This window comes from Cryptosporangium sp. NPDC048952, assembly GCF_043197895.1.
In the GTDB taxonomy this organism is placed as follows: domain Bacteria; phylum Actinomycetota; class Actinomycetes; order Mycobacteriales; family Cryptosporangiaceae; genus Cryptosporangium.
Map to the genome: position 1 here is coordinate 167,069 of NZ_JBICTY010000001.1, position 16,321 is coordinate 183,389.

15 protein-coding genes are annotated in these 16,321 nt (G+C 71.9%); 12 read left to right on the forward strand and 3 right to left on the reverse strand.

Annotation, left to right across the window (positions count from 1 at the left end; translation table 11 throughout):
* Positions 1-12: 12 nt before the first annotated feature.
* From ACGFY5_RS00840 to ACGFY5_RS00855, 4 genes are read left to right on the forward strand one after another with little or no spacing between them, the layout of a single operon-like run.
* Positions 13-870, forward strand: a complete 858-nt coding sequence (locus tag ACGFY5_RS00840; RefSeq protein ID WP_392715879.1) for an NUDIX hydrolase — start codon at positions 13-15, stop codon at positions 868-870.
* Positions 867-1,622 (forward strand): MBL fold metallo-hydrolase, encoded by a 756-nt coding sequence (locus tag ACGFY5_RS00845; protein WP_392715881.1) that lies wholly within the window; start codon positions 867-869, stop codon positions 1,620-1,622. The genes ACGFY5_RS00840 and ACGFY5_RS00845 overlap by 4 nt, the downstream gene beginning before the upstream one ends.
* Positions 1,619-5,122, forward strand: coding sequence for an AAA family ATPase (locus ACGFY5_RS00850; protein WP_392715883.1), 3,504 nt, complete (start codon positions 1,619-1,621; stop codon positions 5,120-5,122). Before ACGFY5_RS00845 ends, ACGFY5_RS00850 begins: the two co-directional genes overlap by 4 nt.
* A gap of 24 nt (positions 5,123-5,146) precedes the next feature.
* Positions 5,147-7,006, forward strand: a complete 1,860-nt coding sequence (locus ACGFY5_RS00855; protein ID WP_392715885.1) for a protein kinase — start codon at positions 5,147-5,149, stop codon at positions 7,004-7,006.
* 124 nt (positions 7,007-7,130) lie between these two features.
* Here the strand turns inward: ACGFY5_RS00855 and ACGFY5_RS00860 are convergent, their stop codons facing one another.
* Positions 7,131-7,805, reverse strand: coding sequence for a Crp/Fnr family transcriptional regulator (locus ACGFY5_RS00860; protein ID WP_035847775.1), 675 nt, complete (start codon positions 7,803-7,805; stop codon positions 7,131-7,133).
* A 262-nt stretch (positions 7,806-8,067) separates the two neighbouring features.
* Here ACGFY5_RS00860 and ACGFY5_RS00865 point away from each other — a divergent pair, with 262 nt between their 5' ends.
* The 8 genes from ACGFY5_RS00865 (at position 8,068) to ACGFY5_RS00900 (ending at position 14,018) form a co-directional block, all read left to right on the forward strand.
* Positions 8,068-9,006 carry a serine/threonine-protein kinase gene (locus tag ACGFY5_RS00865; RefSeq protein ID WP_392715887.1) on the forward strand — a complete coding sequence of 313 codons (939 nt, stop codon included), beginning with the start codon at positions 8,068-8,070 and terminating at the stop codon, positions 9,004-9,006.
* A 61-nt stretch (positions 9,007-9,067) separates the two neighbouring features.
* Positions 9,068-9,748, forward strand: a complete 681-nt coding sequence (gene nth / locus ACGFY5_RS00870; RefSeq protein WP_392718585.1) for an endonuclease III — start codon at positions 9,068-9,070, stop codon at positions 9,746-9,748.
* Positions 9,745-10,326 carry a TlpA family protein disulfide reductase gene (locus ACGFY5_RS00875; RefSeq protein ID WP_392715889.1) on the forward strand — a complete coding sequence of 194 codons (582 nt, stop codon included), beginning with the start codon at positions 9,745-9,747 and terminating at the stop codon, positions 10,324-10,326. The genes nth and ACGFY5_RS00875 overlap by 4 nt, the downstream gene beginning before the upstream one ends.
* A 123-nt stretch (positions 10,327-10,449) precedes the next feature.
* Complete coding sequence (locus ACGFY5_RS00880) at positions 10,450-11,163, forward strand: NUDIX hydrolase (protein ID WP_392718587.1); 714 nt, start codon at positions 10,450-10,452, stop codon at positions 11,161-11,163.
* A 52-nt stretch (positions 11,164-11,215) separates the two neighbouring features.
* Entirely contained in the window at positions 11,216-11,632 is a 417-nt protein-coding gene (locus tag ACGFY5_RS00885; RefSeq protein ID WP_392715890.1) for a cupredoxin domain-containing protein, read from the forward strand.
* Between the two features lie 55 nt (positions 11,633-11,687).
* On the forward strand, positions 11,688-12,869 hold the full coding sequence (locus ACGFY5_RS00890) for a MarP family serine protease (RefSeq protein ID WP_392715891.1): 1,182 nt from the start codon (positions 11,688-11,690) through the stop codon (positions 12,867-12,869).
* Positions 12,862-13,611 carry an SseB family protein gene (locus ACGFY5_RS00895; RefSeq protein WP_392715892.1) on the forward strand — a complete coding sequence of 250 codons (750 nt, stop codon included), beginning with the start codon at positions 12,862-12,864 and terminating at the stop codon, positions 13,609-13,611. The genes ACGFY5_RS00890 and ACGFY5_RS00895 overlap by 8 nt, the downstream gene beginning before the upstream one ends.
* On the forward strand, positions 13,608-14,018 hold the full coding sequence (locus ACGFY5_RS00900; RefSeq protein WP_392715893.1) for a hypothetical protein: 411 nt from the start codon (positions 13,608-13,610) through the stop codon (positions 14,016-14,018). Before ACGFY5_RS00895 ends, ACGFY5_RS00900 begins: the two co-directional genes overlap by 4 nt.
* On the opposite strand, the gene ACGFY5_RS00905 is transcribed toward ACGFY5_RS00900, so the two are convergent.
* Positions 13,969-14,652 (reverse strand): hypothetical protein, encoded by a 684-nt coding sequence (locus tag ACGFY5_RS00905; RefSeq protein ID WP_392715895.1) that lies wholly within the window; start codon positions 14,650-14,652, stop codon positions 13,969-13,971. The two genes, ACGFY5_RS00900 and ACGFY5_RS00905, sit on opposite strands and share 50 nt — an antisense overlap.
* Positions 14,649-16,304 carry a type VII secretion protein EccE gene (locus ACGFY5_RS00910; RefSeq protein ID WP_392715896.1) on the reverse strand — a complete coding sequence of 552 codons (1,656 nt, stop codon included), beginning with the start codon at positions 16,302-16,304 and terminating at the stop codon, positions 14,649-14,651. Before ACGFY5_RS00910 ends, ACGFY5_RS00905 begins: the two co-directional genes overlap by 4 nt.
* Between the last annotated feature and the right edge of the window lie 17 nt (positions 16,305-16,321).

Below are 16,321 nucleotides of genomic sequence, written 5' to 3' on the forward strand. Positions count from 1 at the left end.
TACGATGCGTTCATGGTTTCCGGAGTGCGCGACGCTGCCACCACCGTCCTTCTCCGGGACGCCCCCGGTGGCCTCGAGGCCTATCTGATGGTCCGATCGACACAGCTGTCCGCTTTCGCCGGGTTGACGGTCTTTCCCGGGGGCTCGGTCGACCCCGGCGACCACGTCGCTGACGGCCTCTGGCGCGGCCCCGACCCCGCGGAGTGGTCGCTGTCGGCGGACCCCGGCCTGTCCCGTGCGCTGGTCACCGCCGCGGTGCGGGAGACGTTCGAGGAGATCGGCGTCCTGCTGGCCGAGGGTCCAAACTCCGACGGCACTGCCTTCCCGACCGCGGAGGAACTCGAGAGCGACCGGGCCGCCCTGGAGGAGCACCGGGTCACGCTGCCCGAGCTGCTCACCGCCCGTGGGCTGGTGATCCGTACCGACCTGGTCCGGCCGTGGACGCACTGGATCACTCCCGAGGCGGAGAAGCGCCGCTTCGACACGAGGTTCTTCGTCGCCGGCCTCCCGGCCGGACAGGAGGCGCAGCAGCCGTCCGCCGAGGCCACCCGCGGACTCTGGCTGTCCCCCGCCGAGGCGCTGGCCACTGTCGAGCGCGGCGAGCTCGGAATGCTTCCGCCGACCGCGTCGACGCTGTTGGGTCTCACCGAGTACGAAACGGTGGCGGACGTGTTCGCCGCGGCCGAGCAGCGCACGATCAGGCCGATCCGGCCCGTCTACCACGGCGACGCGGAGGGTCCACGGCTCACGTTGCCGCCCGAGTCCCGTGAGCTGCTGCCCGCGGGCGTCACCCCGGAGTTCATCGCGGGCCTGATGTCCGGGATCGCCCGCCACGGCCGCCCGCCCGCTACCGAAAAGGGGTCCGCGTGACGCTGCCCGAGTGGGCTCCGAACTGGGCGACGCTGGTCCGCGCCGACAACCCCTCGCCGATGACGCTGGACGGCACCAACACGTGGGTGCTGCGGGCGCCCGGCGCGACCGGTTGCGTCGTCGTCGACCCGGGGCCGTTGCTGGAGCCACACCTGGAGAAAGTGGCCGGCTACGGCCCGGTGGTGGCAACTCTTCTCACGCATGGCCATCCTGACCACGCCGAGGGGGCCGCGCGCTTCGCCGAGATGACCGGGTCGGACGTGCTCGCGCTGGATCCGAAGCACGGTCAGCCGCTCGTTCCGGACGGCGAGCCGCTGGAAATCGCTGGCCTGAGCCTTCGAACATTCGGTACGCCAGGGCACACCGCGGACTCGGTGTCGTTCATTATCGACGACGAAGCGGTGCTCACCGGCGACACCATCCTCGGCCGGGGCACGACCATCGTCGCCTGGCCGGACGGCATCCTTGCCGACTACCTCACGAGCCTCGAGCGCCTGCGCGGGCTGGGCAACATCCCGGTGCTGCCCGGTCACGGCCCCGTCCTGCCCGACGCCGAGGCGGTGGCCGCCTTCTACCTGCAGCACCGCGCCCAGCGGCTGGCTCAGGTCGAGGCCGCGGTGGCGGCCGGGGCGTCCACACCCCTGGAGGTCGTCGAGACCGTCTACGCCGACGTCGACCGCTCCGTCTGGCCCGCGGCCGAGCTCTCGGTGCGTGCCCAGCTCGACTACCTGCGGGCGACTGGCCGACCATGACCTGTCCGGTCTGCGGGACGGTCCAGGTGCCCGGCGCGCGGTACTGCCATCACTGCGGTACCCGCTTGCCGGACGTCGAGCCGACCGGGTTCGCGACCGAACGTCGCGTCGTCACCGTGCTGTTCGGTGACCTCACGGACTTCACGGCGTGGTCGGAGGACCTCGACCCGGAACGGGTCGGGCGGCTGACCGACCGCGTGCTGGCGGCCTGCGCGCAGGCCGTCACCGCCTTCGGCGGTCACGTCGACAAACTGACCGGCGACGGCATCATGGCGGTTTTCGGGGCTCCTGTTGCTCACGAGGACGATCCGGAGCGCGCCGTCCGCTCGGCACTGGCCATGCAGCGCGCGGTCAAGCGCGTCATCGAGGACGAGCTGGGCGGTGGACGCCGGCTGGGCCTGCGGGTCGGGGTGAATACCGGTGAGGTCGTCGCCGGGGTGCAGGCCGCCCTCTCGTACACGGTCATCGGCGACACCGTGAACACCGCCGCGCGGCTCTCCGACGCCGCCGGCATGGGCGCCGTCTACGCCGGTGCGCGAACGCAGCGCGCGACCCGGGACCGGGCCGCGTGGCGTCGGCTGCCGCCGTTGCGGCTGAAGGGCAAACGTGCCCCGGTCGAGGCCTACGAGCTGCTCGGACTGCGTGACGCCCCCGGCATCCGGCCCGGCCTCGGTGACGAGGCGCCGTTCGTCGGACGTGAGGTCGAGAGCGGACGCCTGCTCGGGCGCTTCGCGGAGGTCGCCGAGGAGGGCGAGCCGCGGGTCGTCGTCGTGACCGCCGAGGCCGGAGCGGGCAAGACCCGGCTGTCGGCCGAGGTCGCGCGCATGGTCGGCGACTCGTTCGGCGCCCGTGCGCTCTCCACGCGCTGCCCGGCGTTCGGCGAGACCGGCCGGCTGGCACCCCTGGCCGACCTGGTGCGGCAGGCCTGTGGCGTCGAGCCGGACGAACCCGACGAGCGGATCGCCGAACGCATCCGCCGCGTCGCCACCGACCTGCCCGACCCCGGGCTCGGTCCGGGCGGCGTCGAGGTGCTCTTCGACCTGGTCGACGTCGAATCCGAGGTGGACGCGCTGGGTGGCGTCCCGGGGATCTCGACAGCGGCCGGACGGCGGGCCAGGGTGCCCGAGGTGCTGGCTGCACTGCTGACCGGGCTGGCCGCCGCCGAGCCCGTGCTCGTCGTCGTGGACGACGTCCACAACGCGTCGCCGGAGACGCTGGACGCGCTCGGAGGCCTCGTCGACCGGCTGGACGGCGCGGTGCTCGTGCTGTTGCTCGGGCGTCCCGAGTTGGTGCGTACGCACGGCCTGCTGACCCGGCTCCCGGCGGCGGAACCGCTGCCGTTGCCGCCGCTGACCGGTGCCGCGGTCTCCCGGCTGCTCCGGTCGTACCTGGGCGGCCCGCTGGACCGGGCCGACGAGACGCGGCTGCTCGCGACCGCTCAGGGCAACCCCTTCTACCTGGCGGAGTTGGTCTCGCTCCTGGTCGAGCAGGGCAGGCTGACCGGGGGCGCGAACGGGTGGCGGCTCGCGCCGGGTGGATTCCGCGGGCGGCTCCTCTCGTCCGACCTGGCCGCAGTGCTCACCGCCCGCATCGACACCCTGCCGACCTACCCGCGGGCGGTGCTGCGCGACGCCGCGGTCGTCGGCGACCGGGTGCCCGCTGGAGCGCTGGAGGAGCTGCAGGGCAGCCGCCGCGCCCCGGTCACCGTCACGACCGACCTCGACCGGGCGCTGGGCGACCTGATCAGCCGACGCATGCTCCGGCGCACCGCCAGCGGCGGCTACGGCTTCGTGACGACGCTGATGCGCGAGGCGGCCTACAGCGGCATCGGCCACGCGGACCTGGCCGCCCGGCACGCCCGCATCGCGCGCTGGGCCGATTCCGGCTCTATCCGTGGGCTCTCCGACGTGGAGCGTGACGAGTTCGTCGCGCGGCACGCCGAGCGGGCGCTGCGACTCGCCGACCAGATGTCACTGCCGCCGCAGCACGAGGCGCGCAGCGTCGCCGGCATCGGCGTCGCGGCCCTGCACCGGCTGGCGGAGCGCACGATCGCGGTCGGGGAGCCCGCGCGAGCCCTACGTCTGCTGGACCGGGCGCTCGCGCTGCCGCCCTCGCCGGGCGCGGTCGGATCCGACGATCTCCAGCTCCTCCGTGCTCGCGCGCTGCTGGCCAGCGGCCGTACCGACGAGGCCCGCTCGCTGGCTTCGACGGTGGCCGGGGGAGAAGGTCCGGTGGCCGTGGCCGCGCTGCTCGTGAAAGGCGAGGCGCTTCGTGCGGGCGGGGAGACGCGCGCGGCCGTCGCGGCGTGGAGCCTGGCACTGCGCAAGTCACGGTCGGCGAACCTGCCGCACTGCGAGAGCGAGGCACTGCGTCGGCTCGGGATGCTCGACTACCTGGGCGGGCGTCTGCCGCTCGCCGAGCGTCGGTTCACCGCCGCCTACCGGGTCGCGTCGGCGTGCGACGACGGGCCGGGAACGGCCTGGGCGCTGCAGCACCTGGCGTGGTCGGCGACGACCCGCGGTGACTTCAGCCGGGCCGACCGGGTGCTCGAGGAGGCGCGGGCGGTGTTCGCCCAGCTGGACGACCCGGCCGGGCGTTCCTGGGTCCGCGGCACGACCGCGTTCGTCCGCCTGCTGGAGGGACGCCTGCACGAAGCGCGTCGGCTGGCGGAGAAGTTCGTTCCCTACGCCGAACGGGTCGCCGACGGCTGGGCGGTGGCCGCGCTGCGGATCGTCGACGCGTTCGCCGCGGCCGAGCTCGGCGATCTGACCCACGCCACGCAGCAGGCCGACCTCGCGCACGCCGCGTTCCTCACCGGACGCGACCCGTGGGGTGCCAGCCTCGCGCTGACCGTCCGGGGCGTGATCGCGCGCGGGATGGACCGGCTCGACGACGCAGTGGAACTGTTGAGCGAGGCGCTGGAGATGGGCGCGCAGGTCGGACACCCGCTCACCGCGGGGATCGCGCTGACCGTCCGCGGCTACTGCCACCTGGCGGCCGGCGAACTGGCCGCCGCGGAAGCCGACGCCGCTCGGACGCTGGAGCTCATCGCGCCGCTGGAGGTCGACCCGTCCACCCGCGTCGGTCCCCTCGTGCTGCAGGCCCAGGCCCGGCGGTTGTCCGGCGACCGGGACGGGGCGCTGCAGCTGCTCGGCGAGGTCGTGAACGACGCCAGCGGGCCGTCGCTGCTGTTCCCGCGTCGGCAGGCGCTGGCGCACTACGCCGGGGTGCTGCTCGAGGCGGGCAAGGCCGAGGAGTCGCTGGAGTGGGCGCGACGGGCGTCACGGGTGCCCGCGGAGGACATCCGCAGCCGGATCGTCTCGCGCCGGGTGCTGGCGGTCTCGCTGGCGGCGACCGGCGCGCTACCCGAGGCGCTCGCCGCCGCCGACGAGGCGGTCGCGCTGGCCTACGGCACCGAGCAGGCGTCGGAACGCGCGGCCAGCGACACCGTCCGTGACCGCGTCGCACTGGCTTCCGCACTCGAACGACCGTCGGGTTAGTGACTCCAGTGCTTAAGAGCACCTATGGCGAGACAGCTCACGACCCATCACTCGCGGGAACTCGGTACGGTCGTCCACGTGCGAAGTGAGGCGTCCGGAACCCAGCCGGCATCCCCGGTGGCCGGTCTGTCCGATCTGACCGTTCTCGCCCGCGGTGGTTACTCGACCGTCTACCGCGCGAGGCAGGACTCGATCGGACGCGAAGTCGCGCTCAAAATTGATACCCGCGCGCTGCAGTCCGAGCGCGACCGGCGGCGGTTCGTCCGCGAGGCCGAGGCGGCCGGCCGGATGTCCGGGCACCCGAACGTCGTCAACATCTACGACGCGGGTGTCACCGAGGACAACCATCCGTACCTGGTCATGGAGCTCTGCACGGGCGGGTCCTACGCGACGCGCCTGCGGCAGCACGGGCCGCTCTCGCCGCGCGAGGTCCGCGACGTCGGCGTGAAGATCGCTGACGCGCTGCAGGCCGCGCACGACAACGGCATCCTGCACCGGGACGTGAAGCCCGGGAACATCCTGATCAACCGGTACGGCGTGCCGGGCCTGGCGGACTTCGGACTGGCCGCGCTGCCCGATCCGAACCGTGAGCTGTCGGTGACGATCGAGGCGCTGACGCCGGCGTACGCGCCGCCGGAAGTGTTCCGGATGGAACCGCCGACGCCGCTCGGCGACCAGTACGCGCTCGGTGCGTCGCTGTACGCGCTGCTGCAGGGGCGTCCGCCACGGTGGCCGGAGACCGGGACACCGAGCCTCGCCACGATGGTGATGATGCTCGACGAGCCGGTTCCGGACATTCCAGGTGTTCCGGCGAACCTGTCGGCGGTGCTGCGGCAGGCGATGGCGCCGTACGCCGAGGACCGGTACCCGACGGCGGCGGAGCTGCGTGACGCGCTGGCGTCGCTCGACCTCGATTCCGACACCGGGTCGCGGCACGGTGTGCCGCCGGTGGCGCCGTCCTCGGGTGTGCCGTCCTCGGGTGTGCCGTCCTCCGCGCCGCCGGCCGGTACCAGCTACGGAACCCCGTCTTCCGGCGCGGGTACCTACAACCGGATTCCGACGCCGCACAGTGGCCAGCCGTCCGGGCCGTACACCGGTGGGCAGCAGAACCCCACCGCCGGCTTCTCGAGCAGCCCGTTCAGCCCGGTGCAGCAGGTCTCGGGCGGGGCCGGCGGGCAATCCGCCGGTGGCCCGCCCTACGGGCCTCCACCCGGCTTCCACGCGCCCCCGCCGCCGCGCGAGGGCCTTTCGCCGCAGACGAAGCGGTTGATGGTGATGATCATCGCGCTCGCGGCCGCGTTGCTGGTCTGCGGCGTCGTCAGCTCGATCGTGGTCGCGGTCCTCGGGGATTCGGAGTCGAGCTCGGAGTACCGCGACCCGGCGCCGGAGGTCTCGACGCCGGACACCCAGCCGGCGGATGCGACACCGGCTCCGTCGCCGACGCGCAGCGGCGAACTGCCGGGCTTCCCGCTGGACGGGCTGCCGTCCTCCTCCGCGTACCCCGGCACGTTCGAGAGCGCGTGCGACGTGGCCGTGCTGGCCGCGAACGGCGCCTCGGTGAAGGCGTCGTGCCCGACGAGCCCCGAGTGCTGGCGCGATCAGTCCGACGGCAGCATCCGTTCCCGTGGCTGCACGAACAACCACACGTGGGAGACCTACGTGATCGGGACGCTCTCGTCGAGCGCCACCGATGCGAAGTCGCTCCAGGCGGATCCGAACGTGCAGTTCCTGTGCTCGCCGACCGTGCTGCAGACGGTTCTCACCGCGACCGGCCAGGAGACCGGTGGGTGGCGCACGACCGTCTCGGCGTACGGCGCGACGAAGTTCCGCTGCCTGGCCGGCAAAGGCACCGACGAGTTGAAGCAGCCTTACTTCGTCACGTAGTGCACGGCCCGCCCAGAACGACGCTGCCGAGCGGGCGCAACGACTTGAGTATCACCACATACGCGGCGTCGTCGCGCCCGATCGGCAGCGTCGCCCTGGGCGGGCTCCAGGTCAGAGCAAGTACTTAGCGGGCGCGGCGGCTGAGGCGTTCGGGGTCGAGGAGTACGACGCTCTTGCCCTCGAGGCGGAGCCAGCCGCGGGACGTGAAGTCGGCCAGGGCCTTGTTCACGGTCTCACGGGACGCGCCGACGAGCTGCGCGATCTCCTCCTGCGTCAGGTCGTGGGTGAGGCGCAGCGCGCTTCCCTCCCGCGTCCCGAACCGCTTCGCCAGCTGCAGCAGGTTCTTCGCGACGCGCCCAGGCACGTCGGTGAAGATCAGGTCGGCGAGCGCGTCGTTCGTGCGCCGCAGACGCCGGGCGAGCACCCGGAGCAGCTGCTCGGCGATCTCGGGCCGGTTGGTGATCCACGGCCGGAGCGACTGCTGCCGCATCCGGGCGACCTTGGCGTCGGTGACCGCGACCGCGCTCGCCGTCCGCGGGCCAGGGTCGAACAACGACAGCTCACCGAACAGGTCCGACGGACCCATCACGGCGATCATGTTTTCGCGACCGTCGGCAGCGCGACGACCGACCTTGATTTTCCCGGACATCACGATATAAAGCGAGTCACCGAGCTCTCCTTCGGAGAAGATCGTGTGCCCCTTCGGGATGTCGAGGTACTCCAGGTGGGCCGCAAGAGCCTCAGCTGACTCCGGCTCGACCCCCTGAAACAGCCCTGACCGGGCAAGTACCTCGTCCATGACCCCACCTCCAGCAGCGGCCGATTGGCCTTGAGTCTATGGGGCAGGTGGGACGGGACAGGCAATGACCCGCTCCCGACTCCCCAAGACGCCTATTCGGGTTCCGAATACGGCGGCCTTGATCGTTTCGGTTTCCGCACCTTAGGGCATCGGAAAAAGATGGACGGATAGTTCGAAAAGGTTGTGCTGTCCGGTGCCCGACTCGGCCGGGACGTCGCTGGCCTTAGGCTTTGGTCCGGCAGTCGAACGACGGGGAGGCCGGGTGGAGATCGCTTTCCCGGTGCCGGGTTACACGATGTTGTCGGTGCTGGGTAGCGGCGGTTTTTCCACCGTTTACCGTGCGCTGCAGGAGTCGATCGGCCGCGAGGTCGCCGTCAAGATCGACCACCGCGTACTGCTCGACGAAACCGATCGCGCCCGGTTCCGCGCCGAGGTGCGCGCGGCAGGGCAGGTTTCCGGTCACCCGAACGTGATCGACATCCACGACGCCGGCATCACTGCCGACGGGCGTGCCTATCTGGTCATGGAACTCTGCCCGGCCGGCTCGCTCGCCGACTACCTTCGTCAGCACGGTCCGCTGCCGCCCGACCGGGTGCTGGACATCGGCGTCGCGATCGCGGACGCGCTGGCGGCCGCGCACCGGTACGGGGTGGTGCACCGCGACGTGAAGCCCGCCAACGTGCTCTACGACCGCTACGGCCATCCCGAGCTCGCGGATTTCGGTCTGGCCGCGCGGTACGACCCGACGACCGAGTCGACGGCGACGCTGGAAGTGCTCACGCCCGCCTACGCGGCGCCGGAGATGTTCTGGTCGCGGCGCCCGACGCCCGCCGTCGACGTGTACGGGCTCTCCGCGACGCTCTACGCCCTGCTGTCCGGCCGTCCGCCGCGGTGGCCGCTGGCCGAGGCCAACCTGACCGACGCCGAGATCGCGGCGCTGCACTCCGCTCCGGTCCCCGGCATCGAGGGTGTGCCGGAGCCGGTGATCGCGGTGCTGCGTGCCGGGATGGCCCGGGATCCGGAGAAGCGCCTGCCCACTGCCGGTGCGCTCCGCGACGCGCTGCGCGCAGCCAGGGCCACCGTCGACCGGTCGAACGACCGCATCTCCGACCCGGGCGCTCCGGGGGCCGACCACGATCTGGCCGACCAGCCCACCGCCCGCCTCCCGCGGCTGCGTCCTTCTGTCAGAGGGGAGCCGTAGTCTCTCTGGCGTGACAGTCGCTTTGGAAAGCCCGCTCGCATTGAAGCGCAGGGCTCGCCGGATGCACCGGATCCTCACCGAGACCCATCCCGACGCGCACTGCGAACTCGACTTCACGACGCCGCTCGAGCTGGCGGTCGCCACGATCCTGTCCGCACAGACCACCGACGTGCGGGTCAACCTCACCACTCCGACGCTGTTCGCGAAGTACCGCACGGCGGAGGACTACGCCGGTGCCGACCGCACCGAGATGGAGACGATCCTCAAGCCCACCGGCTTCTTCCGGGCCAAGACCAACTCGCTGATCGGGCTCGGTCAGGCGCTGGTCGAGCGGTTCGACGGTGAGCTGCCGCGCACGCTGGAGGAGCTGGTCACGCTTCCGGGCATCGGGCGCAAGACGGCGAACGTCGTCCTCGGGAACGCGTTCGGCGTCCCGGGCATCACCGTCGACACGCACTTCGGGCGTCTGGTGCGCCGGTTCGGCTGGACCGCCGAGGAAGACCCGGTCAAGGTCGAGCACATCATCGGCGACCTGTTCCCGCGCAAGGACTGGACGATGCTCAGCCACCGGCTGATCTTCCACGGGCGGCGGGTCTGCCACGCACGGAAGCCCGCCTGCGGTGCGTGCACGCTGTCGGCGCTGTGCCCGTCGTACGGCACCGGCCCCACCGAGCTGCCGGTGGCGGTGAAGCTGCTCAAGGGCCCGCGGGTCGACGAGCTCGCCGCGATGGTGGGGGCGTGAGGCGGTTACTGGCGGCTGCGCTGGTACTGCTGCTGGCGGGGTGCTCCGGTGGCGGGGCCTCCACGCCTACCCCGGCGCCGACGTCGAACGCATTCACGAACAGCAAGTTCGCCGCCTGTCCGGCGGCGACCGGTGAGGTGCCCGCGAACAGCCCGCTGCGGAGCGTCAAGCCGTTGCTGTGCATGAATAAGACCGCGGACATGGTGACGATCGGCGCGCCGACGGGGCGTCCGATGGTGCTCAACCTGTGGGGCTCGTGGTGCCCGCCGTGTGGTGAGGAGATGCCGTCGTTCGTCCGGCTGGCCGCCGCGGCGGGGGACGAGCTCACGGTGGTCGGCGTGAACACGTCCGACGAGGCGTCCCGGGCGGTCGCCGCGGCCGACGAACTCGATGTCCGGTTCGCGAACGTTTTCGATCGGGCCGAGGAGGTGCGCCGCGCGCTCGGCGTCAACGCGCTACCTGCCACCGCGTTCGTCTCGGCCACCGGCGAAGTCGTCCACGTTTACCGCGGTACGCCGCTCACCGATGCCGCCTTGACGGGTCTGGTCAGGCAATACCTCGGGGTGACGGTGGAATGACCGGGGCGTCCGCGAGGTTGCTCCGCTCATGCGAAACCGTCGGCGACTGTGCGATGACGCGCTGCAGGAGCACTCTGGTGTGGTGACGACGCGAGAGGCGGTACCGGAGTGAGCGTCCCGGCCATCGGCCCGGACACTCCCGGGCATCTTGAACCCGGCGCCGAGGCGCTCCCGTCGTGGTTGCACCGACTGGTGGATGCGCTGCCGCGCGTTCGCAGCGAGCAGATCTCCCGGTTCGTCCCGCGCCCCGACGGCAGTGGCCGACCGTCCGCCGTGCTGATCCTCTTCGGCGAGGGGGCGGCCGGGCCCGACGTCCTCCTGCTGCAGCGTGCCGCAACGATGCGCAAACACGCGGGGCAGCCGGCGTTCCCCGGTGGCGCCACCGATCCGGGCGACGACGGTCCGGTCGGCACCGCGCTGCGCGAGGCCAACGAGGAGGTCGGGCTCGACCCGGCGTCGGTCCGGGTGATCGGCGAGCTGCCGCCCGTCCTGATCCCGGTCTCGGGTTTTGTCGTCACCGGGGTGCTCGGGTGGTGGGAGCGGCCGCACCCGGTCGGTCCGGCCGACCCGGCCGAGGTCGCCAGCGTGGCCCGGGTGCCGATCGCCGACCTCGTCAGCCCCGACAACCGCTTTCGGGTGAGCCACCCCAGCGGTGTGATCGGGCCCGGCTTCGACGTCTGCGACATGTTCGTGTGGGGCTTCACCGCCGGTCTGATCTCGTTCGTTCTCGACCTCGGTGGTTGGGCGAAACCATGGAACCGCAATTCCATGCGCGACCTGCCGGCCGAAGATCTCGCGCTGGCGATGCGGACACGTCCGCCGGATGCCGTGCGGTGACCTAGTAGGGGCCAGCTACGGTGGCGATGTGTATTTGAGTCGTCGTCATGGGGTGTTGACCCCGCTGGCGGCCGTCGGCGTGCCGGTGATCTCCGCTGCGCTTTCCGTGCTCGTCGTGGGGGCGTGCTCGAACGGCGGACCCGGCGGTGACGCGAACGAGGTCCCGACGACGATGGCGACCGCGACGGCCGGCGCAGACGGCGTGCAGACGGTCACGGTTACCGGCGACGATCAACTCCGTTACGAACCGTCAGTGATCAAGGCCAAACCAGGCAAGTTGCGAATAACCCTCCGGACAATTGGTGGAACGCCCCACGATCTGGAGGTCCGTCCCGCCAAGATCAACACGGGCTTGGTTTCGAAAGATCAGGAACGCTCGGTCGAGGTCACGCTCAGTCGCGGACGCTATGACTTCGTCTGCACGTTTCACCTCACGTCGAACATGGTCGGTGTGATCGACGTGAGTTGAGTTGACCCCTGCGACTGCGACAGCCCGCGACGCACCTGTACCGGAAGGACCTCGAGTGGACGGAAGCCTCCTCGACCTCGCTTTGCTCGTCGGAATCGTGGGCTTCGCCGTGAGCGGCTACCGCCAGGGGTTCGTCGTCGGGGCACTGTCGTTCGTCGGTTTCTTCGGGGGAGCGCTGTTCGGCGTCCAGTTAGCCCCGGTCATCGCGAACCAGTTCGAGAGCCAGACCAGCAAGGTGGCGACCGCACTCGCGGTTGCCTTCGGCTGTGCGCTGATCGGACAGGTACTCGCGGTCGCGATCGGTAGCCGGGTGCGCGCGGGCATGCGCTCGTCCAGCCTGCGCGTGCTCGACGGCTTCGGCGGATCGATCGTCTCGGTCATCGCGTTGCTCCTGGTCGCCTGGATGGTGGCGACGCCGCTGGCGTCGTCGTCCTCGACGTGGTTGGCCGGGCAGGTGCGCCGGTCGGTCATCATTCCCGCGGTGGACGACGCGGTCCCGAACACGGTGCGCTCGCTCTACGACCGTTTCGGCGACGTCGTCGAGCAGGGCGATTTCCCGCAGGTGCTCGGCCCGCTCACGCCGACCGAGGTGCGTCCGGTCCCTGCGCCCGACAGCGCGCTGGCGCGGTCCGAGGTCGTGCGCGCGGCCGAGCAGTCGGTCGTCAAGGTCATCGGCCAGGCGCCGTCGTGCGACCGGCGGCTCGAGGGCACCGGCTTCGTCTACGAGAACAACCGGATCATGACCAACGCGCACGTGGTCGCCGGCACCGAAGAGGTGCAAGTGGAGTCCCTCGGCGAGAAGTTCCCGGCGAGGGTCGTGTTCTACGACCCGAACGTCGACGTCGCCGTACTGGAGGTCGAGGGTCTCGACGCGCCGAAGCTCGCGTTCAACCAGCGCGCGTCCAGCGGTGACGACGCGATCGTCGTTGGCTATCCGGAGGACGGTCCGTACACCGCGACGGCGGCGCGTATCCGGGACGAGCGGACGATCAAGGGCCCGAACATCTACCAGTCCGGGCAGGTGACGCGGGAGGTCCTGATGCTGCGCTCGGAGGTCCGCAGCGGTAACTCCGGTGGCCCGCTGCTCGCCAAGGACGGCAGCGTCTACGGCGTGGTGTTCGCCGCCGCCGTCGACGACAAGGAGACCGGCTTCGCGCTCAGCGTCGACCAGGTGTCCGACGCCGCGGTCCAGGGCGCGCGCGCCACCGAGGAGGTCAGTACCCAGGGCTGTGACTGAGGAGCTGAACGACGCGCTGGCGGCACTTCGGGACGCCGATCTCGTGGTGCCGGTGCCGCCTGTCGACCCGCTCACGTGGGCGACCGTGAGCGTGTCCGGGCGGACGTGGCTGCCTGCCTTCACGTCTGCCTCCCTGGTCCCGGAGCCGACGCGGCCGATCGCGTTCCGGCAGCTCGCGGCGTTCTGGCCGGATCCGCGGTGGGGGCTCGCCGTCGATCCAGGGCTTCCGACGCAGTTGCTGCTGGAGGCGGCGACGGTCGTCCGGCTGGCGCGCGAGCCGGTCGGTTCCGGTCTGCTCCAGAAAGTCGTCTCGTTCGAGCAGGTCACCGCGTACCTCGCGGGCGAGGAACTCGACCTCAGCGGGTTCGCTCACCAGGCCGACGACGCGGACCTGCCGGAGACGCCGGGCGCTCTGCTGGACGCACTGGGGCTTCCGGCGGCCGACGGTGGGGTCTACCTGCTGCGGTGGTTCTCGGTGTACCCGGAGCTCTACCGGATTCCGTACGGCGGGACTGACGAGGCCGGCGCGCACGAGATGGCCGGTTGGGTCGTCGAGCCACCGCCGTTCCGCGGCACGGGATTCGTGCCCGGTCCGGCTCTGGTGATCCGGGAGTACAAGGTGGACGGGCTGCTGCCGCCGCACGGGAGCGAGATCTACCACCTCCCGGAGGATGGGCCGGAGCGGCGGATCGCGGTCTTCGACGCCGACCAGCGGCGGTGGTTGATGGTGCGGCGCGTATGAACTATCGGGCCGAGTGGCGCGGGCAGGTCTACGAAGCGTTCCCGGCGCCGCCTTCCTCGGAGATCAGGCTGTACTCGGACTCGGCTGCGGACGGGTTCGAGCGCGTGCACGAGGAACGGTGGCGGCGGATCGTGCCGCTGGCCGAGGTGACGCGATTGACGTACGTGCGGGTGGTGGCGTCGTGGCGCGGGGAGCCGTTCCTGGTGCGCGCTTTCGACGGCGGTCAGGCGTCGGTGGAGTACCTGGGCGGTAGTGCGGTGGTGGCCGCGCGACTGGGGTGCGAGCGGGTGGAGCGGGGCGTCTATCGGGCCCGGGTGAGCGCCGGCGAGTTGAGTGACGTCCACGAGGACGTGGTGGTCATCGAGCTCGGCGGGCCGGACCCAGGTAGTGGTGCTCGGTGGGAGTGACAGCGACGCGTCCCCAGCGGACGCCGGAACGGCTCGCGACCGTGAGGGCGTCGGCGGGCAGGGGCTGATCGATCCTTCGCGGAGGCGGGAGCACGTCGGCCTCGGCCGGAGTCAGCGGCTGCAGGAGCAGGAGATCCGCGTGCTCGATGAGCCCGGCTTCCCGGTGGGTGAGCACCTCGCGGATCGTCAGGACGGTGGTCCAGCGGTTGGTGGGCAGCTCCGGCGGGCGCCCGTACGGTGGTGCGTCGTCGACGTAGAGCACCGGTCGGGTTCGGGTGGCGGTCTCGGGGGTGGAGTCGACCGGCCGCACCGGGATCCCCTGGGACGCGAGGAACGTCCACGTGCCAGGACGGCCGGTGCTGACGACGACGTGCGCGCCGGCGGCGACCGCGCGGAAGGCGATGAGCTGCGCGCAGTTCGGGGCGCCGACGAACACCGCTCGGGTCGGGGTGGGGCGGAACAGCCGGACGCCGAGCGGCGCTCCGTTCGGTTCGACGCCGAGGACGACGCCGTCGCCGCCGATCCGGAGGGAGAGGGCGGGGTCGTCGTTCAGGACCAGATTGGACGGTACGTGGCCGGGAGCGGCGTCGCTGATCGGCCGAGGCTCGGCCAGTGGGGGTCGGCGGCGGATCATCGCAGGAACGCTCCGAGTGGGAGAGTGGATGCCACGCCGTGGACGTGTTCGCCGTTCAGCCGGCGGAGCCGGAGGCCACGTGTCGCGGCGGCTGCAATCACGGTGGCTGCGGCCCGATCGGCCTCGTGACGGTTGGGGGCGACGAGCCGGACCGATGCCTCGACCTCGACGCGGCGGTCGGCCCGGCGGATGCCCAGCGACAGCACGGTGGTCACGCCCGCGACGTCGGGCAGGTGGTCGAACGTGGACAGGTCGGCGAGGTCGGGCCAGGCGACGACCGTCATCGTGACCTCGGCGCAGGTCGGAGTGCGCCAGTGCGCCCACTCCTCGGCGATCGCGTCCCGGTCGTATCCGGGGAGGGGCGGGGCCGAACCGAGTTCGTCGAGGGTTTCGGCGAGTTCGTTCGGGTCGAGGACGTGCCCGGTGAAGCCCGCCTTGCCGAGCCGACGCTGGGTGCGGCGGATCGCGCTCGTGAGGGCGGCGCGCAGTTCGTCGACGTCGGGGCCTGGGTGGTCGGTGGTGCGTACGGCCTGGAGTGCTATCCAGCCGTGGCGGCGGGCAGGAAGGGGCGTGACTCGGAGTGCGCGGTACGACTGGTCGATCGGGGAGTCGGTGGCCGCCGCGGGGACCGTCTCGACGATGGTCTGCGCGGTGATCGGAGGCTCGCCCGCTTCGGCCATCGGGAGCAGGGCGAGCAGCGACGGGAGCTGCGCGGGGGTGTCGGCGTCGGGCTCGATCTCGAGGACGGCCGTGAGGCCGGCCTCGTGGGCGATGACGCCCGCTGTGCGGATCGGGCCGTCGGTGAGGTCGATCTGGCCGATGCGGGCGCCGGGGGAGACCGCGGTGAGCACTGTCGGTTCCCGGGACGGGTCGCCGCCGCGCCAGGTTCGGCGTCGGAGGGAGTAGCGGGTCGCTAGGCCGATCCACTCGTAGGCCCAGCGGTCGTGGAATCTCACGGTCGTGAGGGCGAGGACGATCACGGCGATCAGGCCCGCCGCGGCGGAGACGGCTGGTGGGCGGCCGATCGTGGCGACGAGCGCGGCGGCGACCGCCTGCCAGCAGGCGATCTGGGCGAGGTGAACGGGGCCGATCCGGGCGGGGGATCGGCGGGGTTCGGGGCGGAGGGTGGGTCCGGTCGTGTTTGTGGCGGCTGCGACGGCGGTGGCGGTTGTTGTTCGGGGGGCGGGAGCTGCGGCTCGGGCGGTGGCGATTGCTCGGCCGGTGGGGAGGGATCGGCCGGTCGCGGTCGGCCGGGTGGCCGCTTGGCCGGTGGCGGCGGCCTGGCCGGTGGCGGCCGGTCGGGCGGTGGTGGCCGGTCGGGCGGTGAGGGCGGCTGTCGGTTGTGGCCGTGGAACGGTGGTGGGGCGCGCGACCGGGGCGTGCGTCGGGAGGGCGACGGGGGCGTGCCTTGCCGCGATGGGCGGTGCTTGCCCGGACGGAACCGGCGGTGCCGTCCGGGGGACCTGGGGCTGTGGCCTCGGCGGTTGGGGTGCGGCTGCTCGAGTACCGCCGGCCGGGTGCGCTGGGGGTGGGGGTGTCGTCCAGGTGGGGGGCACTGTGCCTAGGCGCCTGGTGGCGGGGAGTTCGGTGGGGGTGGGGGCGGCGTGGCGGCCGGTGGCGGCAGGGGGTGGCGGGTTCGGGTCGGCGGTCATGGCCACTCCTCACGCTG

Bases quoted from the DNA above. Each gene is read 5' to 3' on its own strand.
- ACGFY5_RS00860 (WP_035847775.1), bottom strand. From the start codon at position 7,805: ATGGACGAGGTACTTGCCCGGTCAGGGCTGTTTCAGGGGGTCGAGCCG.
- ACGFY5_RS00905 (WP_392715895.1), bottom strand. From the start codon at position 14,652: ATGATCCGCCGCCGACCCCCACTGGCCGAGCCTCGGCCGATCAGCGAC.
- ACGFY5_RS00850 (WP_392715883.1), top strand. From the start codon at position 1,619: ATGACCTGTCCGGTCTGCGGGACGGTCCAGGTGCCCGGCGCGCGGTAC.
- ACGFY5_RS00840 (WP_392715879.1), top strand. From the start codon at position 13: ATGGTTTCCGGAGTGCGCGACGCTGCCACCACCGTCCTTCTCCGGGAC.
- ACGFY5_RS00855 (WP_392715885.1), top strand. From the start codon at position 5,147: ATGGCGAGACAGCTCACGACCCATCACTCGCGGGAACTCGGTACGGTC.
- ACGFY5_RS00900 (WP_392715893.1), top strand. From the start codon at position 13,608: ATGAACTATCGGGCCGAGTGGCGCGGGCAGGTCTACGAAGCGTTCCCG.
- ACGFY5_RS00910 (WP_392715896.1), bottom strand. From the start codon at position 16,304: ATGACCGCCGACCCGAACCCGCCACCCCCTGCCGCCACCGGCCGCCAC.
- nth (WP_392718585.1), top strand. From the start codon at position 9,068: ATGCACCGGATCCTCACCGAGACCCATCCCGACGCGCACTGCGAACTC.